Below are 24,004 nucleotides of genomic sequence, written 5' to 3'. Positions count from 1 at the left end.
CTTGTTTCAATCACTTTTTATAAAAGATTCGTTATATTTGAACCAAGATATATATAATGTGTTTTATTTGATAAATAGGAATGCCATGAATAATGATATTACAGCTACATTTGATGATATTATTAAGCAGTATCGCACTCTTGATTTATCGGAAGAGATGTTTCGATCAATGCTGGAGGCTGATAAGCAGTTGGAAGCCGATTATCAAGAATGGTGTGACACAGTAGGGGTCTCGGGACGAAAAGGTTTTGCTACTTATTACGAAGAATATATCGAGCAGCAAGACTCGGTGTGGGACAGTCTCGAGGATCACGACGAGTAACCTCCATGAGGTCGATATACCTTTTTCAGGTTTATATATAATAATAGTATAATAAATACGGCTTGGCATAGCCAAGCGACGAAATGCTATTTTGTGTGCTACTGTCTCCTTTTTTGTTTACCTTTGTAAAAGGTAAGAGGCGGTTTTGGATAAAAAATATCTGAATCTTTGTTTCGATATTTTATTCAATGCTCGCTTTGGGCTATTTTTGAGAAAAATTTAGTCGGTGACTAATTTGTAGTTATGCTTATTATTAGTTTATAATCAATGGGTTGATAGGTGCATCCTGTCTTTTTCTCCTCCCCCTTTTTCTCCTAAAATAGGCATAGGGTAAGAAAGTATCATTATCGGATAAAAAAGTACTTTTTTGCTCTGCTTTTTTGCTGTTATTTTGTATTGTAAATTTAATACCGTGATTATGCTTAAAAGATATCTATTCACACTCTTTGTATTATTGGGGTTTTCTGTCTCGGCTTTGGCTGTCGATCCGGTGAAACTGTATGGTCAGCTTCAGGTAAAAGGAAATCAGTTGTGCAGTCAAAGTGGAGAGCCTGTCGTGTTGCGAGGTGTTAGTTATGGTTGGCACAATTTGTGGCCCCGTTTTTATAATAAGAAATCAGTAAAGTGGCTGAAGGAAGATTGGCGGTGCACCGTATTGCGAGCAGCCATGGGTACATGTATAGAAGATAATTATCTGGAGAATCCCGATTTTGCACTCGATTGTATCAATACGGTCGTAAAGGCTGCTATTAAAAATAATGTATATGTCATAATCGACTGGCATACCTATTATCCGCAGAAAGAAGAGGCCAAGAAGTTTTTTTCGATGATGGCCCAGAAGTATGGAAAGTATCCCCATGTAATTTATGAAATCTACAACGAACCTATGGAAGACACATGGGAGAGCGTAAAAGAGTATGCTACAGAAATCATTACCGAGATACGTAAGTATGACCCTGACAATATCATTTTGGTGGGTAGTCCGCATTGGGATCAGGATTTGCATTTGGTAGCAGCCGATCCTCTGGAGGGATTCCACAACATTATGTACACGCTTCATTTCTATGCTGCTACCCATAAACAAGAGTTGCGCGATCGAGCTACGGCTGCCTGGGAAGCTGGGATACCTATCTTCGTATCGGAGTGTGCCGGTATGGAGTGCACGGGCGATGGCCCGCTCGATATTGAGGAGTGGACTCGTTGGGTCGAGTGGATGGAGAATCACCGAATCAGTTGGGTAAACTGGTCTATCTCGGACAAGAACGAAACCTGCTCGATGTTGTTGCCGCGGGCCGACAAGAACGGAGGTTGGGACGAGTCGCTCATCAAACCGGCCGGGCGCCAAAGCCGGAAGTTTATAAGACACTACAACGAGCCGGTGTATAAAGCAAAAAAGATAAAGAAATAATATTCAAAAATAAGATTGTTAATTTTAAATTTATTACAGATGAAAAGAAACTTGTTTTCTTTCCCACGCTCTCAAATGGTGGGTAAAGGGCTCAGGACCATGTCGCTGGTTGTGGCACTGTTTTGGGCAACGACTGCTGTGGCAGATGTCGTGGTGAAAGGTGTGGTCACCGATGATGCCGGGATTCCTATTCCCGGAGCCAATGTTACCGAGTTGAAATCGAGTGGCAATGGAACGATTACCAATATCGATGGCCAGTATTCGATTGTGGTAAAAGGTGCAAAATCGGTATTACGCTTTTCGTTTATGGGTTATACCCGCAAAGATGTGACCGTGGGCGAGAAGAAACAGATTAATGTGAGACTGGAGGAAGATTCTAAATCGCTCGACGAGGTTGTGGTAATCGGTTATGGTACGATGAAGAAGAAAGACTTGTCGGGTGCTGTTGCTTCGATCAAGAGTGAAGATCTTATGATTGGTAACCCTACCAGCTTTAGCCAGGCATTGCAGGGCAAGCTGGCCGGTGTGCAAGTCAACTCGAACGATGGTGCTCCGGGTTCGGGCATGAGTATTACCATTCGAGGTGCCAACTCTTTCTCTACCAGTTCGCAACCTTTGTATATTGTCGATGGAATCCCGTTCGAGACGGGCGATACTCCTACCAGTGGTGCCAATGAAAACAACAACACGACATCCAATCCCTTGGCGTTGATCAACCCCAACGATATCGAGTCGATCGATATCTTGAAAGATGCCTCGGCTACAGCCATTTATGGTTCGCGAGGTGCCAACGGCGTGGTGCTCATTACGACCAAAAAGGGTAAGGCTGGAGCCGCTCGGGTAGAGTTCTCGGCCAACTTCGGTCTCTCGAAAATCTCGAAAATCGTAGAGAGCCTCAACGCTTATGAGTATGCCAATTTTGTGAATGAAGCAACCATTAACAATGCTTTGTACGACAATACCCCCTATGCCTATCTGCCTTATCGTGGCGACTGGAACTATCGTCGCGACGAGAACAACAATATTATACCGGCATCGGGTGAGTATGAGCCTACTCCCGAGGATTTCCTGAATCCCGGCTGGCACGAAGATGAATATGGTAACCGCCAGTGGGTCGAGGGTACCAATTGGTTGGACGAAATCTTGCAGGATGCCTTCACGCAGGAATACAACATCAGCGTGTCGGGTGGTAGCGAAAAGAGCACCTATGCTTTCTCGGCAAACTATACCGACCAAACCGGTATTATCCGCAATTCGGGATACGATCGTTTTGCCGTGCGCGCCAATGTTGGCAGCCAGGTGAAGTCGTGGCTCAACACCGGGTTGAATATCAATTTTACCAAATCCAATACGCGATTTGCCAAATCGAATGCTTACGATTACAGTATCATACGGTCGGCCATGCTGTATCCCCCTACGATTTATGTAGGCGACAATACCAAAGACGATGAATACTTCTGGCTGTCGGCCAATCCCCGTACTTATGTCAATACGGCCAAGGACGAATTGAAATCGATCAACGTGTTTACATCGGCCTTTGCCGAGATTACGTTTACCGACTGGCTGCGTTTCCGTCAGAATTTTGGTATGAGCTATACCGACAACGAGCGCTCTACCTATTATCCACGGGAAACGGGTGAGGGAAAAGGCTATAACGGTCGTGCCGGTAAGAGTGATAACTTTTGGCAGAATGTGACGGCCGAGTCGATTTTGACTTTCGACAAGACCTTTGCCGATATTCATCACTTGAATGTGGTGGCTGGTTTTACTTATGAGAACTCCAACTGGGGAGGCAAGGCTATCAATGCTTCGAATTTCCCGACCGATATTACCGAAGACTACGACATATCGCAGGCTCTTACCATCGACACGCCCACCAGTAACAGAGGTGAAGCCACTTTGATCTCTCTGTTGGGACGTGCCAACTATATGTTGAAAGACCGGTATATCTTTACCGCATCGTTCCGTCGTGACGGTTCGAGCCGTTTTGCTCCGGGCAACAAGTTTGCCAACTTTGCTTCGGGTGCTTTTGCCTGGGTTCTTTCCGAAGAGGAGTTCATTAAGAAACTGGATGTGTTCAGCAACCTGAAGTTGCGTCTCAGCTACGGTCAAACCGGTAACCAAGGTATAAGCAGCTATCAAACGATGGCCTCGTTGGGAACCGCCAACTATCCTCTGTTGGGTATTACCACGAGCGGTTTTGCCGGGCAAACTTACAAAGGGCCGTTGAACAAAGACTTGAAGTGGGAGACGACCGATCAATACAATGTAGGTCTTGACCTGGGTTTCTTGAAAAACCGTATCGCACTCTCACTGAACTATTACTACAAACGCACCAAAGACTTGTTGCAATATGTATCGATACCCTATTCGACGGGCTATACCAACATGTGGACCAACTTTGGGCATGTAACCAACGAGGGTCTCGAGATCACCGGGCAGTTCTATGCCATCGATACTAAAGATTGGGGCTTGAATTTCGATGCCAATATCACATTCAACCGCAACCGCATTGGTGGCCTCACCGCCGATCAGTATGCCAACAACCTGTGGTACAGTGCCAAAGAGGTATTTATCCAACGCAACGGATTGCCCATTGGAGCCATTCTGGGTTATGTAGAAGACGGTTACTATGACAATGTAGCCGAGGTGCGGGCCGATCCTCTGTATGCCAATGTATCGGATGTGGAAGCTCAGCGTATGGTGGGCGAAATCAAATATCTCGATGTCAATGGCGATGGTGCCATCACGACCGAGGACAGGGCCATCATTGGTGATACCAATCCCGATTTTGTCTATGGTCTTACCGGTAATTTCCGCTGGAAAAACCTCACCTTGAGTCTCTTCTTCCAGGGAACTTATGGCAACGATATCTTCAATGGTAACCTCACGAATATTACCATGCAAAGTGTGAGCAACATACCCAAGTTTGCCTATGAAAGCCGTTGGACTCCCGACAATACCGAGAATGCAAAATGGCCTCGTGCCACCATGGCTCAAACTCGTGAGTGGAAAATCTCCGACCGCCATGTCGAGGATGGTTCGTATTTGAAGTTGAAAACCATCAATCTGGCCTATAACTTCGGGTCACCGGTAAAAGGAATAGAAAATCTCACCGTGTTTGGTACGGTAAATAACGTGTTTACCATCACCAATTACAGTTGGTATGATCCCGATGTGAATGCCTTTGGCGAAGATGCATCCCGTCGAGGAGTAGATATCTATTCTTATCCGGCAAGCCGCACATTTACGTTAGGAGTTAAATTAACATTATAATCGGGAAAGACAATGAAAAAGATAAAAATATCGATATATGTGACCATGTTGGGGTTGGCGATGGCAGCAGCGCCGGTCTTTACTTCGTGCGAGGATATGCTCGAAGAGAAACCCTATGATTTTATCAGTCCAGACGATGTCCCCGACTCGGACGAAGGGGCCGATATGTGGGCGACAGGTGTTTACGAAACGTTACACTCGGCCATGTTCCGTTATGGCAACATGCCGCGACCGCTGGACTACGATTGCGACTATGTGTCGGGAGCTACCTGGCAGTTCGATCAATTTGGGAACGGAAACTTCCAAGGCTCAAACAATCACTGCGATGTGATGTGGACCGGTATGTATTCGCTCATCAACCGGGCCAACGAGGCTATTGCCGAGATAAACAAAATGGAGAATCTCACTCCTGCACATCGCAACAACGTGTTGGGCGAGTGCTACTTCTTGAAAGCCTGGGCCTATTTCATGCTGGTGCGTGCCTATGGCGATATACCGGTTTATTCGGTAAGTGTGAATGAGTCGCAGCAATATACAAGCAGTCCGCGTATCCCTATTAAGGATGTTTATACGCAGACGATCATTCCGTTGCTTCTCGACGCCAAAGATATGCTGTACACAAATACCGATACCGGGTTTGAGCCCGGGCGGGTATGTGCCGCTTCGGCAGCCGGGCTGTTGGCCAAGGTCTATGCGACAATTGCTTCGGCCGCTCTGCCTGCCGGTGAGATTGTGACGGTAAGAACCGGTAAACAGTTTGTCATGCAGAATATCAACGGTACGGATACCAAAGTTTATACCGAGCCTGTGCCCAAAGATTTTGCAAAAGATCAAGTAGCAGGATATGAATCGTTCGATTCGCATGAATATTATCAGTTGGCCTATGATGTAGCCTCGGATGTGAAGAAGGGGCTTTACGGAACTCACAATCTGGAACCCTATGATCTCGTTTGGTCAAACGAAGGAAAAGGATGCAGCGAGCATCTGTTCAGCCTGCAATCCAAATCGGGCGACGAACTCTACGGTACACTTTTCTCGTATCACTATTGTGGTAAGTATAATGCCGAGGGGCATATCGATAACAGCCTGACGGTGGGTAACAGCAAGCACTGGTATCTGCTGTTCGACGAGGACGACTACCGGGTGGACAAAGGCGTGCTCCACTGCTGGATACGCGAAGGCTCCGACACGAGTTGGGGTGGTGGTTCCTACTTCCCCAATTTCGGGAAATGGCAGCGTATGGTAGAGAATCGTGAGGCTCCGTTCAACAATCCCGAGGTTACCGCCGGCTGGCGATGCGACGAGGGCGGTTCGGAACAGTTCTTTGCCTTCACGACCAAATACAGTCAACAGGTTACCGACCAGACCTTGCAACGTACCGATGCCAACTATCCGTTCTTGCGCTATGCCGATGTAATCCTTATCATGGCCGAAGCTTCGAACGAGTTGAAAGGGGCCAACGAAGAGGCTATTGGCTTGCTCAACGATGTGCGCAAGCGAAGCAATGCCGTGCCTCGTGAACTCAAAGACTATTCGACCAAGCAGGCTTTGCGCTCGGCCATTATCGAGGAGCGGGCTATGGAGTTTGCCATGGAAGGCGACCGTCGTTGGGACTTAATACGCTGGGGTATCTATTTGCAGGCCATGAATGCACTGGAGGGTACCGACGTGTGTGGTAACGTGAAGACTCGTTCTAACAAGCACTTGCTGTTCCCGTTGCCTACGCTCGAGATCTTGACAAACCAGGCTATTTCGAGCAATAATCCCGGTTGGAGTTAATAGGAGTTTAACCGAAAAAAGAGATAAAGATGAAAAATATGAAATACATAGCGGTTTTGGCCGCATCGCTGTTTGCCTTCTCGGCCTGTCAGGATATCGTGGAGGTGGACGAGCTCAAAGAAAAAGAAGAGATTCCCTCTACGGGAGCTCCCGAAATTATCAGAATTGTAAAGGCTACCGATAAAGAGTTTGAAATCGATGGCGCCGATTTTGAAGACATGGTGCGTATCGAGGGTAAAAACCTCGGGAATGTGGTTTCGGTAAAGTTCAACGATATTGAGGTTGATCCTAAAGAGATCTATTCGCGCTACGATATGATTATCGCTCCCGTTCCCCGGGAGTTGCCGGGCGAGGTGACCGACATGCTTTACGTTACTACCAAAAACGGGTCGGTATCGAGGCCCTTCACAGTGTCTATTCCTCAATTGAAAATCGATGGACTGCAGAACGAATTTGCCAATCCTGGCGATACGACTATGATTTCGGGCGATAATTTCGACCTCTATGGCATCACCGTAGAGCAGGCCGATGTGCGCATTGGCGACGCATTCTGCAATGTACTGGATGCAACCCGCACCAATCTGATGTTGCAAATTCCCAATAATGCGCAGCCCAACTCCGAGTTGTCGATTTTGGGTGCCAACATGACCGAGCCGGTGAAAATCCCTTACATGAACAGCGGAGCGCAAATATTCGATTTCAACAACTGGCCGGGGACAGGCGCCTTTACACATGCGAGCCAGTTCCCCGATTGCACCACCAACTTCCTGTGCGACGGGACCGAAGGTGAGGGATATCCCGAACCCCTCAACGAAGGTATGAAATACATCCGATTCCACGGGAATGTGGGGGCTTGGGGATGGATGGTTTTGTGGGCCGGATATATTCAAGTTCCAGCCGAGGTAGCCGCCGATCCTTCGTCATACAACTTGTGTTTCGAACTTTGCAATAATGCCAAGTATCCGTTAAGTTCGACCGTACGCATCCTCTTTGGCAACTACATTTGGTTGCCGGCCGAGAGCGGTTTGGCCGTGAATACCTACGGAGCCTGGCAGACCATGCGGCTCGATCTCGACTCGTTCAATGAAGGTACGATATTGCCTTCGCCCTGCAATGCCGCGCCCAACAATACCGAGTGGAAAATCATCTTTTCACCCACGGCTGCGACCGACTTTGACTTGAGCATGTGCAACTTCCGTTTTGCAAAAAAGATAGACTGAAATAATTAATTAGGTTATAAGCCGGGAAGGGGTTTCTCTTCTTGGCTTATAGCCCTGATAAATCACCCTACACACTATTTATCTATGATGACTAAAAAGATTCTGACATTCGTTTTTGCCTCTGTATTGATGGCCTCTTGTAGCAATGGCGACGAGCCCGGTGGAACCGGAGGAAACGGTGGAACCGAGCACACCGAATATTTCGGTGTAAACATGTCGGGGGCCGAGTTTGGTAACGTATATCCCGGAGTCGATGGCACACACTATGGCTATCCTACCGAGAGTGACTTGCAGTATTTCAAGAACAAAGGCTTGCGCATGGTTCGTTTCCCGTTCCGCTGGGAGCGCATACAGCGCACCATGAATGGTGAACTCGATGCTACCGAGTTGGCCAAGATGAAAAAATTTGTGCAGGCGGCAGAAGATCTGAACATGAAAGTGCTGCTCGACATGCACAACTTCGGTCGTTATTGTATCTATTCCAATGGAGTGAACTCCGAAGACAATCAGTTTGCGATTATCGGTAATGCGCGTTGTACGGTCGATAACTTCTGCGACGTGTGGAAGAAACTGGCGGCCGAGTTTAAGGACTATAAATGTATTTGGGGATACGATATCATGAACGAGCCCAATGCCATGCTGAAGACGACGCCTTGGGTCGATATCGCTCAAGCCTGTATCAATGCCATTCGTGAGGTCGATACCGAAACCATGCTGGTAATCAGTGGCGACGAATTCAGCTCGGCCAGCCGTTGGAAAGAGGTGAGCGACAATCTTAAAACCTTGGTCGATCCCTGCAACAACATGATTTTCCAGGCTCACGTCTATTTCGATTCCGATGCCTCGGGCAACTATGTCAAGTCGTATGACGAGGATGGTGCTACCGTGCAAACCGGTGTGATGCGGTTGAAACCGTTTGTAGAGTGGCTCAAGGAGAACAACAAGCGAGGATTCGTAGGTGAGTATGGTGTGCCCGACGACGACGGTCGCTGGCTCGATGTGCTCGATGCCGCTTTGAAATATTTGCAAGAGAACGGAGTAAACGGTACTTATTGGTCGGCCGGTCCTCGGTGGGGCGATTATAAACTGGCGGTTCAACCCACCGATAACTATACGGTCGATCGTCCCCAGTTGGAGACCTTGTTGAAGTATAAAACAACGGTACAGATCTATTAACCTAATCACTATGATAAGAAAAGAATTTGTCGCAAGTTGCTTTTTCTCGATGATTGCTATTTCGTCGGGATTTCCCGCTCATGCCGGGAAATCCCTGGACGAGATAGATCGGGAGAGTTTCTCGGCCAGCTATGTGCTGAGTGAGTTGCCGGGTAAAGCTTTGGTCCGAGTCGATTCCATAGCCTCGGTGCTGAAACCTCACGAGTGGAGTCTCGACGGGGTTTGGCTCATGGCCGAAGGGGGGACCGAGCAGTCTCGTCTTGGAACAACTTGGCCCGATGCCATAGCGGCAACTGTGCCGGGCAGTGTGCACACGGCATTGGCGGCAAATCATATAATTCCCGATCCCTATATCGGGAGGAACGATTCGATAGCCGAGCAACAAAGTTATAAGACCTGGTGGTTCTGTCGGACGTTTTCCCTGGATGAGGTACCTGCAAATCCGGTTCTTTCGTTTGGCGGGGTTGCCAATCGTTGTACGGTATGGCTCAACGGACATAAGTTGGGTTCTCACGAAGGAATGTTTGGAGGTCCCGATTTCCCGGTAAAAAGATATTTGAAAAAAGAGAATACCCTTGTGGTAAAACTCGACCCAATTCCCCAGATGTTTTTAGGGAATTGGCCTCCTAATGCCAACGAGAGTTGGAAATATACGGTGGTGTTCAACTGTGTTTATGGTTGGCACTACGCTCAAATTCCGGCGCTGGGAATCTGGCGTACGGTGAAATTGATAGAAGAATCACCCGTAGAGATAGAGTCTCCGTTTGTAGCGACGCGCTCTTTGGCGGGTGATATGCGGCTGGTGGTGACACTCAGGAGAGTAACCTCACCCGTGAAGGGTAAATTGCAGGTCGAGGTATCGCCCAGGAACTTCGAAGGCACCTCCCAGTATTTTGAGTATGAAGTCAATTCGTCGAGGAAGGCCGAGCAGCTTTCACTCGATTTCAAGATAGACAATCCCCATCTTTGGTGGCCCAACGACCGGGGAGAGCAATGCCTGTATGATATGGCAATTTCGTTTGTTCCCAATCGGGGAGTCTCGTCCGATGCAGTACAGACCTCGTTTGGCATACGTACCGTCGAGATGGCTCCGCTACCGGGCGGAAAACGGGAGGATCGTTACGACTGGACCTTTGTAATCAATGGACAGCCCATGTTTGTAAAAGGAACAGGCTGGTGTACGATGGATGCACTGATGGATTTCAGCCGTGAAAAATATGACCGCCTGTTGAGTATTGCCAAAAGCCAGCACATACAGATGCTGCGGGCATGGGGTGGGGGAATGCCCGAGACCGACGACTTTTACGATTTGTGCGACCAGTATGGTATCTTGGTGATACAAGAGTGGCCCACAGCCTGGAACAGTCACAACACACAGCCTTTCGATATGTTACAGGAGACGGTTGTACGAAATATGAAGCGAATCCGCAATCACCCTTCGCTGGTGATGTGGGGCGCCGGCAACGAGTCGGACAAACCCTTTGGCCCGGCCATAGACATGATGGGGCGTTTAAGCATCGAACTTGACGGTACCCGTCCCTTTCATCGGGGAGAGGCCTGGGGGGGTAGCGACCACAACTACAACTGCTGGTGGGACGATGCTCACTTGAATCACAACTTGAACATGACCTCATCGTTTTGGGGCGAATTTGGTCTCGCCTCATTGCCTCACATCGAGAGTGTGGAGCGCTATTTGGCCGAGGAGAAAGCCATTTGGCCACCTCGGTCGAACGGCTATTTCGCCCATCACACTCCTATCTTTGGGACAATGGGCGAAATGGGAAAACTGGCCCAGTATTCGGGCTATTTTATGCCCGATACGACCATGTCCGACTTTATCATCGGATCGCAACTGGCTCAAGTAGTGGGGGTGCGACATACCTTGGAGCGAGCTCGCACCATGTGGCCCGCGACTACCGGAGCACTCTACTATAAGCTCAACGATAACTATCCGGGAGTCTCCTGGTCGAGTGTCGATTATTATGGCGCTATCAAACCGATACACTACTTTGTGCAGAAGTCATTTGCTCCGTTGACCGGTGTATTGCTGTTCGACCGCACGAATTTATCGAGTCAGGAGGTTTCGTTACCCCTATATCTGCTCGACGATTGTAATCGATTGAACGGCAACGAATATACTGTGGTCGTGACGGTTTATAACGATCGTCTGGAACATGTCGTACAGCGGGAATTCAAAGGGCAGGGCGATACTCGCACGGTAGTCCCCCTGGGGAGTATCGATTTGAGTCGTTCGCAAACCAAGTCGTCCATGCTTTTCTTCGTTGTCGATCTCTTTTCGGGAGAGAAACGTCTGGCTCGTAATTACTATTTCACCAATTACGAGGTACGTCGGGGTGTAATTATGACCATGCCTCGCACCCAGGTCGATTTTGTGCGGGAGGGGCAGTATGTGACCCTCACCAATACGGGTGATAAACCGGCCATGGGAGTCTATGTCGAATCGCCGGGGCATGCCCATGAGTTTGTGGCTTCGGAGAATTATTTGTGGCTCGACCCCGGAGAGTCTCATCGGATAACGGTAAATGTCGATTTCCCCGTAGTTGTGAAAGGTTGGAATATAGATTAAGAAACAAGATAGTATATGAGAAAAGTAGTTTTAGCCTGTTTGTTGGGTGTGGTATTGGGTGGCTGCACCGGTAAGTTGGCCCAGTCTGGAGGCAAGCCCTATGGAGTGAATATGGCTTGTGCCGATTTTGGTTCCAATTTCCCGGGAGTGTATAATACCGATTATACTTATCCCGAGGCCTCTGATTTGGATTATTGGAATGAAAAAGGATTGAAACTGATACGTTTTCCCTTTAAGTGGGAACGGTTGCAGTATGAATTGGGTGGCGAGTTTAACCAGCACGACCTCGAGAAGATGAAGGCTTTTGTCGCCGCTGCTGCCGAGCGCGATATGGTAGTATTGCTCGATTTGCATAACTATTGTCGCCGCTACATGAATGGCGAGCAGACGATAATCGGTACCGGTGGGCTGACACCCCAGCATTTGGCCTCGTTCTGGAAAGCCCTGGCAAAGGAGTTCAAGTCGTTTGACAATATCTATGCCTATGGGTTGATGAATGAGCCTCACGACTTGGATCCCGGTACAACCTGGTTCGAGATGGCTCAACTCTGCATTGATTCCATTCGCGAGGTAGATCGCGATACTCGCATTATGGTGGGCGGAAACCATTGGAGTTCGGCCGAGCGATGGCTCGAATGTAGCGATACGCTTAAGTATTTGAAAGACCCTGTCGGGAAACTGGCATTCGAGGCCCATGTCTATTTCGACTCCGATGCTTCGGGAGCCTATAAGCGGGGATATGATGCCGACTCGTGCAGTATAGACCGAGGGGTAAATCGGGTGCGTCCCTATGTCGAGTGGCTCAAGACAAACGGCTTTGAGGGTATTGTAGGCGAGTATGGAGTTCCCGATAACGATTCTCGCTGGAATCGAGTGCTGGATAAGTTTCTCGCTTATCTGCAAAAGAATGGCATAAACGGTTGCTATTGGGCTGCCGGCCCGTGGTGGCCCCGCGATGAGTTTATGGCAATTACTCCGGTCGATGGCAAAGATCGGCCGCAGATGGAGGTGGTAGGTAAGTATAAGACAACAAAGAGATAGATAGTATGACGTTTCGAGTCTCGTTTATAGGGTTAATGATTGGAGTCTCCTCCTTCTTGGTTCAGGCTGAAGAAGGGTGGACAGGTCGGTCGGTCGATTTTTCGCACGGCGATTTGCAGGTAGCTCCCAACGGTCGTTATTTGCAGCATGCCGATGGGACCCCTTTCCTTTATTTGGGCGACACAGCTTGGCAATTGCTTAGCCGGTTGAACGAACAGGAGGTTGCCCGGTACATGGAGAATCGTCGCGACAAAGGCTTTACGGTGATACAGACCGTTGTTTTGGCCGAACTCACCGGGAGGAAGGGGTTGGCCTCTCCTTTGATAAACGGTTCGCCGTTGACTCCTTCGCCCGACTATTTTGCCTGGGTCGATCGAGTATTGGCTTTGGCCGAAGAGAACGGCCTCTATGTGGGGTTATTGCCTACATGGGGCGACAAGGTGGACAAGCAATGGGGTACGGGGCCCGAGATTTTCGACGAGACAAACGCTCGGGAGTATGGCCGCTGGTTGGGACGCCGGTATGCCGATGTACCTAATCTGATCTGGATTATCGGAGGCGATCGCAGTGGCGGTGGCCGTAACTTCTCTATCTGGAACGCCATGGCACAAGGTATCAAGGAGTGTGATCACAGACATCTGATGACCTATCATCCGCAGGGCGAACACTCTTCGTCGTTCTGGTTTCACCGGGAACCCTGGCTCGATTTCAATATGTTTCAAAGTGGGCATGCGCAAAGCGACTATGCCATTTATCGGCGCCTGTTATTACCCGACCGGCAACTTCTTCCGGTGAAACCGGTACTCGACGGGGAGCCCCGTTACGAGAATATACCGGTCGATTTCAAGTCGCAGAACGGACGGTTCGACGATGCCGATGTACGGGCAAGTCTTTATCAGAGTATGTTTAGCGGAGCCTGTGGTTATACCTATGGTTGCAACGAAGTGTGGCAAATGTACACGGCCGAGTATGAGCCTATGATTGAAGCCCAACGGTCGTGGACCGAATGTCTCGATTTGCCGGGAGCCTGTGAGGTGATTCACTTCAGAAGATTGATCGAGAGGTTCGATTTTTTTCACGGAGCACCTTGTCAGGAGCTGATTATAGCCCCCGAGCAGATCGATGCCGACTATGCCGTGGCTTACAGTGGTGCCGATTATGCTTTGGTGTATATGCCTTTTGGCCATAGCCTGACGGTAGCCTGGCCGGCCTGGGCACGGGGAAAGACAGTGCGACTGGAGTGGTTCGACCCACGCACAGGCAAGACAGATTTTTATAAGAATATTCGGGGGGATGAGTCTGCCGAGGTGACTCCACCGACACAAGGGAGAGGAGACGATTGGGTGCTGATAGCCCGTCCCCAATAAGAGAGATTCAACAAGATTAATTCTTAAAGATATTATAATATGTTACAAGTGTTGGAAAACTTGAAGAAAGAGCACGAGGCTCTTCTTGCAAGAAAAAACGAAAAGAGCGATAAAAACAACGGGGTTTATGTTCGTTACAAATATCCTGTGTTGACGGCCGAGCATACACCGTTGATTTGGAGGTATGATTTCGACAAGAGTACCAATCCGTATATGGAGGAGCGTATCGGCATTAATGCAACGATGAACTCGGGTGCGATTAAGTTGAATGGAAAATATTACCTGGTTGTGCGGGTTGAGGGTGATGACCGCAAGTCGTTTTTTGCCGTGGCCGAAAGTGACAGTCCCGTGGATGGCTTTCGCTTTTGGGATTATCCTGTTCTGATGCCCGAGACCGAGATCCCAGACACAAACATGTATGATATGCGACTTACGGCACACGAGGATGGTTGGATTTATGGTATCTTTTGTGCCGAGCGCAAAGATCCTAATGCTCGGCCCGGCGATCTGTCGGCAGCTGTAGCCTCGGCTGGGATAGCTCGTACGAAGGATTTGAAAACCTGGGAGCGGCTGCCCGATTTGAAAACCCGTAGCCAGCAGCGGAATGTGGTTTTGCATCCCGAGTTTGTCAATGGAAAATATGCTCTTTACACCCGGCCGCAAGACGGATTCATCGATGCCGGTAACGGTGGCGGTATAGGGTGGGCCCTGGTCGATGATATCTGTCATGCCGAGGTGCGAGATGAGGTTATCATCAATAAACGGGAGTATCATACTATCAAGGAGGTGAAAAATGGCGAAGGCCCGCATCCCATCAAAACCGAGCAAGGTTGGCTGCATTTGGCTCACGGGGTGCGCTGTTGTGCCGCCGGGTTGCGCTATGTGCTCTACTTGTATATGACTGCGCTGGAAGATCCCACCCGGGTTATTGCCGAGCCTGCCGGTTACTTCATGGCGCCTGTTGATGAGGAGCGAGTGGGCGATGTGTCGAATGTGCTTTTCTCCAATGGCTGGATTGCCGATGAGGATGGCAAGGTATATATTTATTATGCTTCGTCCGATACCCGCATGCATGTAGCCGAATCGACCGTAGATAGGTTGGTCGATTACTGCCTGCATACACCGGCCGACGGTTTGCGCTCGATAGAATCGGTTCGAACCATTATCGCAATGGTAGATCACAATAAAAAAATTATGAAGTAGTATAATACCATGGAACAGGTAAAATTAAGAGAAAAGATAGGATATGGTTTGGGTGATGCCGCTTCGTCGATGTTTTGGAAGTTGTTCACCATGTATCTGTTGTTCTTTTATACCGATGTGGTAGGAATCTCGGCTGCGGTAGTGGGGACGATGATTCTGATTACCCGGATATGGGATACCTTTCTCGATCCCTTTATCGGCATCTTGGGCGACCGCACCTATTCCCGGTTTGGTAAATTCCGTCCCTATTTGCTTTGGGGAGCGATACCGTTTGGATTGTGTGGAGTACTCACGTTTTCGGCATGGGGTGGAGAGTCTGAGATTTCGAAGATTGTCTATGCCTATATCACCTACACGCTCATGATGATGGTCTATTCGTTTGTCAATGTGCCATATGCATCGTTGCTGGGAGTCATGTCGTCCGATCCTCAAACGCGCACTTCATTGTCGTCCTATCGAATGACCTTTGCTTTTGGCGGTAGCATTTTGTCGCTCTTTTTGATAGAGCCGCTGGTCGATATATTCAGCAAGATGAAGCTGGTCGATGGAGTCCCGTCGCAGGCTTTCGGTTGGCAGATGGCTGCCGTTGTCTTTGCGATATTGGCAGTTATCATGTTTTTCCTTACCTTTTCGTGGACACGGGAACGGGTAAAACCTATTAAAGAAGAGAAAAGCTCGCTCAAGAACGATGTAAAGGATTTGGCTGTCAACAAGCCCTGGTGGATATTGTTGGTAGCCGGCATCATGGTCATCGGGTTCAATTCGTTGCGCGATGGATCGGCAATCTATTATTTCAAGTATTATGTCGAGGCACCCGATGCCTTTACGTTCACATTCATGAATGCTTCGATTACATTGATTACCATTTACCTGGTTTTGGGTCAGGCTGCCAATATATTGGGCATCATGTTGGTACCTGCACTCACCCGGCTGTTGGGCAAGAAATACACCTTCTTGTTGGCGACAGTGGGGGCCACACTCTTTAGTATCATTTTCTATTTCTTGCCTGAGGACGGGGTCTATGGTATGTTGGCTTTGCAAGTTGTCATCAGCATTTGTGCCGGCATTGTTTCTCCGCTGTTGTGGTCGATGTATGCCGATATATCGGACTACTCGGAGTGGAAGACCGGGCGCCGGGCTACGGGCCTTATCTTCTCGTCGTCGTCGATGTCGCAGAAATTGGGCTGGACTTTGGGCGGCTCTTTGACCGGGTGGCTATTGTCTTACTTCGGATTCAAGGCCAACCTCATGCAGTCTGAGGCGGCATTGACCGGCATTTGCTTGATGATGAGCATTTTCCCGGCTATCGCTACGGCCATATCGGCACTCTTCATCTCGCGCTATCCCTTGAATGAAAAGCGACTGACACAAATTTCGACCGAATTGGAAAATCGTCGTAAAGTAGTCGCAGAACAAAATGCATAATACCAATTGAACCATGCTAACCAGAATATACAGTTACGGATTGGCCCTCTTGTCGGGGGGTATTTTGCTGGCCTGCCAGTCGCAACAACAGTTGCCCTATGCGTTGCATTGCGAATATCTGACCGAGCCGTTGGGTGTAGAGACTCTTGCGCCTCGGTTGTCGTGGAAGATTCCTTTTGTCGGCGATGATTCGATTGCGGCTTGTAGGGTGTGGGTAGCTGCCGACAGCGTTGCATTGGCCAACGGTGCAGCATCGTGTTGGAAAAGCAATGACTTGCCGGGCGATACTCGCCGTATCACTTATGCCGGCAATAACCTGCAACCGTGGACGAAGTATTACTGGAAAGTGGGTTATCGAATTGCGGGCCGTGATAAGTACGTTTATTCTCCCATCACATCGTTTACCATGGGAATCGTCTCGCCCGATGACTGGAAGCGCTCCTGCTGGATTAGCGATGGCCGAGATAAGGACTATCGTCCGTCGCCTTATTATCGGAAGAGTTTTGAGGTAAATGGCGATGTGAAGCAGGCTTATGCCATTGTTGCCGCAGCCGGTTTGTACGAACTGTCAATCAATGGTGAACGCCAGGGAGATCATTTTCTGGATCCCATGTTTACTCATTTCGACAAGCGGATATTGTCGGTGATGTATGATATAACCCCGGCCTTGACACAAGGCGAGAATGTAATTGGGGTGCAATTGGGGAACGGATGGTATAACCATCAATCAACGGCCGTTTGGTTTTTCGATCAGGCCGCTTGGCGCAATAGACCATCGTTTACGGCTCAAGTACGTATTGAATATACCGACGGTAGGGTCGATACCTTGGTTACCGACAAATCTTGGTTGACGACCGACAGCCCGGTAATATTCAATAGCATTTATACGGCCGAGCATTATGATGCGCGGCGCGAGATTGCCGATTGGAATCGACCGGGTTGCGACGTGTCGTCATGGGCGAATGTTGTGGTCGTGCCGGCACCTACTTCGCGCATAGAGGCACAGATGACGGTGCCGGTGCGTATTGTAGCCCGTTATAAAGCTTCGCGGTTTGAGGCCATAAACGATACTTGTTATGTATATCATTTCCCCGAGAACATGGCAGGTACCGTGGAGCTTTCGGTTGTTGGCAAAGCCGGTACTGTCGTGAGACTGAAACATGGCGAGATGCTCAATGCCGATGGCACAGTGAACCAGGCCAATATCGATTATCACTATCGGCCAACCGACAATAGCGATCCGTTTCAAACCGATGTCGTGATTTTGAAGGAGGGGCGTACCTGCTTTACCCCCAAGTTCAATTACAAGGGCTTTCAATATGTCGAGGTCACTTCGTCTGAGCCCGTGGCTCTCGATGCCAACAGTGTAGTGGCTCTGAAGATGCACAGCGATGTGCCCGAGGTGGGGCGTTTCGTTTCCTCTTCCGATCTGCTGAACAAGATATGGCAGGCGACCAATAACTCATATCTGGCCAATCTTTTTGGTTATCCTACCGATTGTCCCCAGCGCGAGAAAAACGGATGGACGGGCGATGCCCACATTGCCATAGAGACGGCACTCTACAATTTCGATGCTATTACCGTTTATGAAAAATGGCTGGCCGATTTTATCGACAGTCAACGTAGCGACGGGGTATATCCCTGCATTGTGCCCACCTCGGTCTGGGGATTCGACTGGGCCAATGGTGTGGACTGGACCAGTGCCGCCATCATTATACCGTGGGAGATTTATCGTTTCTATGGCGATACGACTCTTCTACGTCGCATGTATCCATCGGTTGTGAAGTATGTCGATTATATCCGCTCCATAGCCCCCGACAATCTAACCGATTGGGGGCTTGGCGACTGGATTCCGGTGCATAGCAAAAGCGATGTGACATTGACCACCTCAATCTATTATTATGTTGATGTCGATATTCTGGCCAAAACGGCCGCGCTGTTGGGCTACACTTGCGATGCGGCTCTTTATGGCGATTTGGCCAGCCAGATAAAAGAGGCAATCAATAATCGTTATCTCGATAAGGAACGGGGCATTTATGCTTCGGGAACTCAAACCGAATTGGCTATGCCATTGTACTGGGGCATTGTTCCAGAGGAGCATCGGGCCCGGGTAGCCGAGCAACTTAACCGTCGGGTAATAGCCGATTCGTGCCACCTTGATGTCGGTTTGCTTGGAAGCAAGGCATTACTTGGGGCCTTGTCGGACAACGGCTATCCCGAGACGGCTTATCGGGTGGCTACCCAGCAGACTTATCCGTCGTGGGGATATTGGATTAAAAACGGAGCAACTACCCTGCACGAAAACTGGCGTATCGATGTCGTTGTGGATAACTCTTTGAACCATATTATGTTTGGTGAAATAGGCGCTTGGCTATACAAGACCTTGGGCGGTTTGCATATCGACGAGTCTCGTCCCGCTTTCGGTCATGTATTGTTGCGTCCCTATTTCCCCGACGATTTGGACAGCCTCGAGGTGGAGCATGAATCGCCCTATGGGCGTATTGCAGTCTCTTGGCATCGCGACAAGCAGGGGAACATTGATTATAAATTCGAGTTACCCCAAGGAACCACGGCAACCTTTTTGCCGTTGGGTGATAATATGGTGTATGAGGGGACTGAAACTACCTTTTCGTCCGGTTCTCATCGGCTTATGTTAAAATCAAAGGCTCAATAAATCAGATGAAGAAATATCTTGTAATCTTAGTCGCAATGCTGGGGTGTGGATTGTTGCCGATGAATCTTGGTGCAATCTCCATGCCTCATATATTTGCCGATCACATGGTTTTGCAGCGCGATGCCGAAATCGCTTTGTGGGGTAAGTCGGCTCCCAAAGAGCAGATTACGGTTGAACTGAATGGCGTGAAGAAAAGAGGGTTGGCCAATGCTTCGGGACAATGGAAAGTTGTTTTGCCGCCAATGGAGGCCGGAGGACCATACACGTTGACGGTAAGTGGAAAGAGCGATACACTCTCGTTTGTCGATGTCTTGTTGGGCGAGGTATGGATATGCAGCGGACAATCCAATATGGAGTTTCGGTTGTCGTCGGCCATGAATTCGGCCAAGGAGATTGCCGATGCCGACAATTATCCCGGGTTGCGTTCGTTTCATGTCGGGCAAGTCATGTCGCATGTTCCACTCAACGATGTAGAGGGAGAATGGCAATGTTGTACATCGGCGACTGCCGGTGACTTCTCGGCCGTAGGTTATTTCTTCGCTCGAGAGTTGTATCGACGGCTTGGAGTTCCCATAGGTTTCATCAATACCTCTTGGGGAGGAACCGATATTGAGAGTTGGATGAGTATGGAAGCTATCGAGCAATTTCCCAAATACAAACGGTTACAAGAGCGCATGCGTTCGCCCCGGTTCGAGGAGTATGTGCAGCGTAGCGATGAGAACCGGGCAAAATTTGTCGAGTCGATGAAAGAGGAACCGGGCATGGCAGAGCAATGGTACAGCACTTCATACCCCAAGGATGATTGGAAAGAACTGGTTGTGCCGGGCCTCTGGAGCAACGACGACCTTGTTGCTATCGATGGTGTAGTGTGGCAAACCTGTACTCTGGAGTTGCCCGAGGAGTATGTGGGCAAAGAGGCAATCTTGAGCCTGCATGTTATTGACGACGATGATATTACCTGGATTAATGGTCAGAGAGTGGGAGAGACTGCCGGTTATGATGTGCGTCGGTTATACCACGTGCCTGCCGGGGTGTTGAAAGAGCATAATGAGATAACGCTTAAAATATCTGATTATCGAGGCGGGGGAGGTCTCTATGGCCCGGCCCATGAGATTTACTTGAAGATAGGTGATAAAACCTGGCCTTTGTCTGGAACTTGGCGGTATAAAGTATCGGCGTCCAGTAGCGATTTCGACTTTGTCGAGTATGGCCCAAATGCCTATCCTTCGTTGCTTTACAACGCCATGGTAAATGCATTGACAGGCTTGAGTATGCGAGGTGTTATTTGGTATCAGGGTGAAAATAATACCAATCGAGCATCCGAATATTTCGATCTTTTCCCGGCGTTGATTAACGATTGGCGGGAAAAGTGGGGAAAGGAATTCCCATTTTATTGGGTTCAGTTGGCCAATTACATGGAGCCGGTAGCCGAGCCGGGTGAAAGTCTGTGGGCTCAGGTGCGTGCTGCTCAGACTCAGGCGCTTTCGTTGCCTCATACCGGTCAGGCTGTAATTATCGATATAGGCGAAGCCAACGATATCCATCCCAAAAACAAGCAGGATGTGGGCCTCCGTCTTGCCCGACATGCCTTGCATAAGGACTATGGCTTCAGTGATGTGGTTTGTGAAAGCCCTTTCGCAGATACTGCTCACCGAGTAGGAGATAAAGTAATCGTACAGTTTGCACATGTTGCCGAGGGACTGATGGTAAAAAACAAGTATGGCTATTTGATGAGTTTTGCCGTGGCCGGGAGCGATGGCGTGTACAAATGGGTACAGGCCAAGGTTGTCGGTAAAAACAGGGTTGTTCTCTCATGCCCCGATATCTCGACTCCCGTATCGGTGCGCTATGCTTGGGGTGATAATCCCGATGATGCCAATCTGTACAATTCGGCCGGGTTACCGGCAACCCCTTTCGAGATAGAAATAGAATAGAGAATTTGGATTAAAGGGGATGAGAGAGCTTCCGTAAAATCGGGAGCTCTCTCTTTGTCTTGGAATATGATGATATACTATTGAGCACAGAAAAATAGATAATCGGGGGCATTGTGGGGAAAATGAATAGAAACTTCTGTATCTTTGTTCTTCAGAAACCAAATGTGTATGAACAAAGTCTGTTACTGGATATTGCCATTGATGCTGTTGGCCGGTTGTCAGCGCAGTGCTGACACTTCGTATGTGATCGATGGTCATGTGAATAATGTCAATGCCGATGGGAATATTGTCTATCTTTCCCATAGCAATGGCGATGAATTGGTCAACCTCGACAGTGCCATTGTCGATGGGGGGCATTTCTCCTTTCGGGGAGAGCAGGAGGTGCCTATCATGGCTTATCTGCGTTTTAACCGTTCGCTCGACTCGTTGGCTGTGCCGGTACTTTTTGTTTTGGAAAATGGTTTGATCGAGGCTACGCTCGACACGCTGTTTTCGACTGTTACAGGTACCGAACAGAATATGGCTTTCGAAACCTATAAGGTGGAGACGCATCGTCTCGACTCGTTGCGTCGCTCGTTGCACGACCGGTATCTCAAGCTGGTGGCCGATAGCCAGATGAACGCCGATCTCGAGTCTTCGATGTATAGACAATATGGACGGTACGACGCCGAGGAGGTGGATCGGGCCTATCGGTTCATTCGCAAGAATCGTAACTCGCCGGCCGCACTTTGGTTGCTCGAGTCGATGCAGAGCCGGTTCAGCGAAGTGCAACTGGAACAGTTGATGTCGGAGTTGGGTGGACGGAATAAGAATGCTCAGGTGCTGACCGATATCGCCCAGCGGCTGCGCAGTGCCGACAAGATTGAACCGGGCAGCCCTTATGCCGATGTGCAGCTTGTCGATATGTGGGGGCGGAATACCGCATTGTCGGGGTATGTGGGCTATGCCCGCTATGTGGTTGTGGGGTTCTGGCAATCGAGTAGCGCTCCCTCGTGTAGGGCGATGGTCAAGATGGGCGAGCTGTATCGCGAGTATGGATACCGGGGAGCGACTTTCCTGTCGATATCGCTCGATAGCGATGCCAATTTGTGGCGCGAGCAGGTACAGGCGTTGAAGTTGCCGGCACACCAGTGTATCGCTGCCGATCCTGATGAGGTGGAGTCGCGTTATGCCTTGGCGGCAGTCCCCGGTTTTATACTTATCAACCCCGATGGGACCATGCATGCCCGCAACTTGACGGTGGAACAATTGGAGAGCCGGCTGAAAGAGTTGTTGCCTTACCGCATGCGCAGGGATACGGTCAACCGGGTGGAGGTCAAGCCCGACAGTCTGATGTAATTGTGGTTTTGTTTTTTTGCCTGCGGGGCAAATGGATAATCAGAAATGAAGTATTGACATAAAAATAAAAAAGCGCTCGATAACATCGAGCGCTTTTTCGTATCATAGATTCGTCGATTATTCAGCAACGACTTCGAAGGGGATTTCTACGCTAACCTCTTTGTGGAGTTTGATAGTAGCTTTGTAGTGGCCCACTTCTTTTACAGGGTCTTTGATAATGATTTGTTTGCGATCTACGGTGTGACCCAGTTTCTCGAGAGCTTCGGCAATTTGGATATTGTTAACCGAACCGAAGATTGTACCGGTCGAGCTGGTTTTTGCACCGATGGTGAGCGAAACACCTTCGAGAGCAGCGGCCAGAGCCTGAGCGTCGGCTTTGATTTTCTCGAGTTTGTGAGCACGTTGTTTCAGATCCTCTTCACGCATTTTCAGAGCCATGGGCGAAGCGATCACTGCTTTCCCTTGCGGGATGAGGTAGTTACGACCGTATCCGCTTTTTACTGTAACGACATCGTCTTTGTAACCGAGGTTGGCGACGTCTTCTTTCAATATTACTTGCATGCTAAAATTCCTCCTTCGTTTAATTATTTCATCAAATCAGTTACATAAGGGAGCAGCGCCAGGTGACGGGCTCTTTTCACAGCTTGTGCAATACGACGTTGAAATTTCAACGAAGTTCCCGTGATGCGACGAGGCAGGATTTTGCCTTGTTCGTTCAAGAATTTTTTCAGGAATTCGGGGTCTTTGTAGTCGATATACTTGATACCGTTTTTCTTGAAACGGCAGTATTTTTTCTTTTTGATGTCAACCGACGGGGGGGTCAAATATCTGATTTCGGATTGTGCTTGTGCCATTTTTTAGTTCTCCTTTACTTCTACTTGTTCTTTGTTAGACGATTTAACACTTCTTCTCTTTGCAGCGTATTCGGCAGCAAATTTGTCCATTCTGAACGTCAAGAAACGGATTACACGTTCGTCACGACGGAATTGAACTTCCAATTTGGCGATGACAGAAGGGTCGGCGTCAAATTCCAGCAGGTTGTAAAAACCGGTGGTTTTCTTTTGAATAGGATAGGCCAGTTTGCGCAATCCCCAGTTCTCTTCATTCACGATTACGGCACCTTGCTCGGTGAGAATCGTTTTGAATTTTTCTACCGCTTCCTTCATCTGTACATCAGACAAAACGGGAGTTAAAATGAAAACGGTTTCGTAATGGTTCATACTCGTTTAGTTTAACGTATTGGTTAATAGTTTT

The 24,004-nt window shown here is 48.9% G+C and carries 17 protein-coding genes; 14 read left to right on the top strand and 3 right to left on the bottom strand.

The annotated features are described in order from the left end of the window. Positions 1-85 precede the first annotated feature (85 nt). The 14 genes from B5G10_RS10310 (at position 86) to B5G10_RS10245 (ending at position 22,750) form a co-directional block, all read left to right on the top strand. Complete coding sequence (locus B5G10_RS10310; protein WP_143241124.1) at positions 86-322, top strand: hypothetical protein; 237 nt, start codon at positions 86-88, stop codon at positions 320-322. Positions 323-740: 418 nt separating this feature from the next. After that, positions 741-1,730, top strand: a complete 990-nt coding sequence (locus B5G10_RS10305) for a glycoside hydrolase family 5 protein (protein ID WP_087424680.1) — start codon at positions 741-743, stop codon at positions 1,728-1,730. Positions 1,731-1,769: 39 nt separating this feature from the next. After that, positions 1,770-5,006 (top strand): TonB-dependent receptor, encoded by a 3,237-nt coding sequence (locus B5G10_RS10300; protein WP_087424645.1) that lies wholly within the window; start codon positions 1,770-1,772, stop codon positions 5,004-5,006. A 12-nt stretch (positions 5,007-5,018) separates the two neighbouring features. Beyond that, the gene (locus B5G10_RS10295) at positions 5,019-6,785 is read left to right on the top strand and encodes a RagB/SusD family nutrient uptake outer membrane protein (RefSeq protein WP_087424644.1); all 1,767 of its coding nucleotides are present in this window, start codon (positions 5,019-5,021) and stop codon (positions 6,783-6,785) included. Between the two features lie 29 nt (positions 6,786-6,814). Continuing rightward, complete coding sequence (locus B5G10_RS10290) at positions 6,815-8,005, top strand: glycan-binding surface protein (protein ID WP_087424643.1); 1,191 nt, start codon at positions 6,815-6,817, stop codon at positions 8,003-8,005. Positions 8,006-8,089: 84 nt separating this feature from the next. Then, positions 8,090-9,181 (top strand): glycoside hydrolase family 5 protein, encoded by a 1,092-nt coding sequence (locus B5G10_RS10285; RefSeq protein ID WP_241147752.1) that lies wholly within the window; start codon positions 8,090-8,092, stop codon positions 9,179-9,181. A gap of 49 nt (positions 9,182-9,230) precedes the next feature. Further along, positions 9,231-11,768 carry a glycoside hydrolase family 2 TIM barrel-domain containing protein gene (locus tag B5G10_RS10280; RefSeq protein WP_087424642.1) on the top strand — a complete coding sequence of 846 codons (2,538 nt, stop codon included), beginning with the start codon at positions 9,231-9,233 and terminating at the stop codon, positions 11,766-11,768. Positions 11,769-11,783: 15 nt separating this feature from the next. After that, entirely contained in the window at positions 11,784-12,809 is a 1,026-nt protein-coding gene (locus tag B5G10_RS10275; protein ID WP_087424641.1) for a glycoside hydrolase family 5 protein, read from the top strand. Between the two features lie 5 nt (positions 12,810-12,814). After that, positions 12,815-14,176: a glycoside hydrolase family 140 protein gene (locus B5G10_RS10270; RefSeq protein ID WP_087424640.1), complete on the top strand. Its 1,362-nt coding sequence runs from the start codon at positions 12,815-12,817 to the stop codon at positions 14,174-14,176. A 39-nt stretch (positions 14,177-14,215) separates the two neighbouring features. After that, on the top strand, positions 14,216-15,379 hold the full coding sequence (locus tag B5G10_RS10265) for a glycosidase (protein ID WP_087424639.1): 1,164 nt from the start codon (positions 14,216-14,218) through the stop codon (positions 15,377-15,379). Positions 15,380-15,388: 9 nt separating this feature from the next. Next, the gene (locus tag B5G10_RS10260) at positions 15,389-16,804 is read left to right on the top strand and encodes an MFS transporter (protein WP_087424638.1); all 1,416 of its coding nucleotides are present in this window, start codon (positions 15,389-15,391) and stop codon (positions 16,802-16,804) included. A 13-nt stretch (positions 16,805-16,817) separates the two neighbouring features. Next, positions 16,818-19,478, top strand: coding sequence for an alpha-L-rhamnosidase (locus tag B5G10_RS10255; protein WP_087424637.1), 2,661 nt, complete (start codon positions 16,818-16,820; stop codon positions 19,476-19,478). An 80-nt stretch (positions 19,479-19,558) separates the two neighbouring features. Next, positions 19,559-21,412: a sialate O-acetylesterase gene (locus B5G10_RS10250; RefSeq protein ID WP_241147750.1), complete on the top strand. Its 1,854-nt coding sequence runs from the start codon at positions 19,559-19,561 to the stop codon at positions 21,410-21,412. 168 nt (positions 21,413-21,580) lie between these two features. Next, entirely contained in the window at positions 21,581-22,750 is a 1,170-nt protein-coding gene (locus tag B5G10_RS10245) for a TlpA disulfide reductase family protein (RefSeq protein ID WP_158098811.1), read from the top strand. Positions 22,751-22,867: 117 nt separating this feature from the next. On the opposite strand, the gene rplI is transcribed toward B5G10_RS10245, so the two are convergent. Genes rplI through rpsF form a run of 3 tightly spaced genes read right to left on the bottom strand, consistent with a single transcriptional unit; the run spans position 22,868 to position 23,970 of the window. Further along, complete coding sequence (gene rplI, locus B5G10_RS10240; RefSeq protein WP_087424634.1) at positions 22,868-23,311, bottom strand: 50S ribosomal protein L9; 444 nt, start codon at positions 23,309-23,311, stop codon at positions 22,868-22,870. A gap of 23 nt (positions 23,312-23,334) precedes the next feature. Beyond that, complete coding sequence (gene rpsR / locus B5G10_RS10235; RefSeq protein ID WP_087407284.1) at positions 23,335-23,604, bottom strand: 30S ribosomal protein S18; 270 nt, start codon at positions 23,602-23,604, stop codon at positions 23,335-23,337. 3 nt (positions 23,605-23,607) lie between these two features. Beyond that, positions 23,608-23,970, bottom strand: coding sequence for a 30S ribosomal protein S6 (rpsF, locus tag B5G10_RS10230; protein WP_087424633.1), 363 nt, complete (start codon positions 23,968-23,970; stop codon positions 23,608-23,610). Positions 23,971-24,004: the final 34 nt, after the last annotated feature.

This window comes from Barnesiella sp. An55, from assembly GCF_002161555.1.
GTDB lineage: Bacteria > Bacteroidota > Bacteroidia > Bacteroidales > Barnesiellaceae > Barnesiella > Barnesiella merdipullorum.
The sequence above is the reverse complement of the archived record's forward strand: the minus strand, read 5'-3'. Positions and strand labels throughout refer to the sequence as shown.

Excerpts from the sequence above, each read along its gene's own strand:
- B5G10_RS10255 (WP_087424637.1), top strand. The coding sequence starts at position 16,818 with ATGCTAACCAGAATATACAGTTACGGATTGGCCCTCTTGTCGGGGGGT.
- B5G10_RS10245 (WP_158098811.1), top strand. The coding sequence starts at position 21,581 with ATGAACAAAGTCTGTTACTGGATATTGCCATTGATGCTGTTGGCCGGT.
- B5G10_RS10265 (WP_087424639.1), top strand. The coding sequence starts at position 14,216 with ATGTTACAAGTGTTGGAAAACTTGAAGAAAGAGCACGAGGCTCTTCTT.
- B5G10_RS10275 (WP_087424641.1), top strand. The coding sequence starts at position 11,784 with ATGAGAAAAGTAGTTTTAGCCTGTTTGTTGGGTGTGGTATTGGGTGGC.
- B5G10_RS10300 (WP_087424645.1), top strand. The coding sequence starts at position 1,770 with ATGAAAAGAAACTTGTTTTCTTTCCCACGCTCTCAAATGGTGGGTAAA.
- B5G10_RS10305 (WP_087424680.1), top strand. The coding sequence starts at position 741 with ATGCTTAAAAGATATCTATTCACACTCTTTGTATTATTGGGGTTTTCT.
- B5G10_RS10270 (WP_087424640.1), top strand. The coding sequence starts at position 12,815 with ATGACGTTTCGAGTCTCGTTTATAGGGTTAATGATTGGAGTCTCCTCC.
- B5G10_RS10290 (WP_087424643.1), top strand. The coding sequence starts at position 6,815 with ATGAAAAATATGAAATACATAGCGGTTTTGGCCGCATCGCTGTTTGCC.
- B5G10_RS10260 (WP_087424638.1), top strand. The coding sequence starts at position 15,389 with ATGGAACAGGTAAAATTAAGAGAAAAGATAGGATATGGTTTGGGTGAT.
- rpsF (WP_087424633.1), bottom strand. The coding sequence starts at position 23,970 with ATGAACCATTACGAAACCGTTTTCATTTTAACTCCCGTTTTGTCTGAT.
- B5G10_RS10310 (WP_143241124.1), top strand. The coding sequence starts at position 86 with ATGAATAATGATATTACAGCTACATTTGATGATATTATTAAGCAGTAT.
- rpsR (WP_087407284.1), bottom strand. The coding sequence starts at position 23,604 with ATGGCACAAGCACAATCCGAAATCAGATATTTGACCCCCCCGTCGGTT.
- B5G10_RS10295 (WP_087424644.1), top strand. The coding sequence starts at position 5,019 with ATGAAAAAGATAAAAATATCGATATATGTGACCATGTTGGGGTTGGCG.
- B5G10_RS10250 (WP_241147750.1), top strand. The coding sequence starts at position 19,559 with ATGCCTCATATATTTGCCGATCACATGGTTTTGCAGCGCGATGCCGAA.
- B5G10_RS10280 (WP_087424642.1), top strand. The coding sequence starts at position 9,231 with ATGATTGCTATTTCGTCGGGATTTCCCGCTCATGCCGGGAAATCCCTG.
- B5G10_RS10285 (WP_241147752.1), top strand. The coding sequence starts at position 8,090 with ATGATGACTAAAAAGATTCTGACATTCGTTTTTGCCTCTGTATTGATG.
- rplI (WP_087424634.1), bottom strand. The coding sequence starts at position 23,311 with ATGCAAGTAATATTGAAAGAAGACGTCGCCAACCTCGGTTACAAAGAC.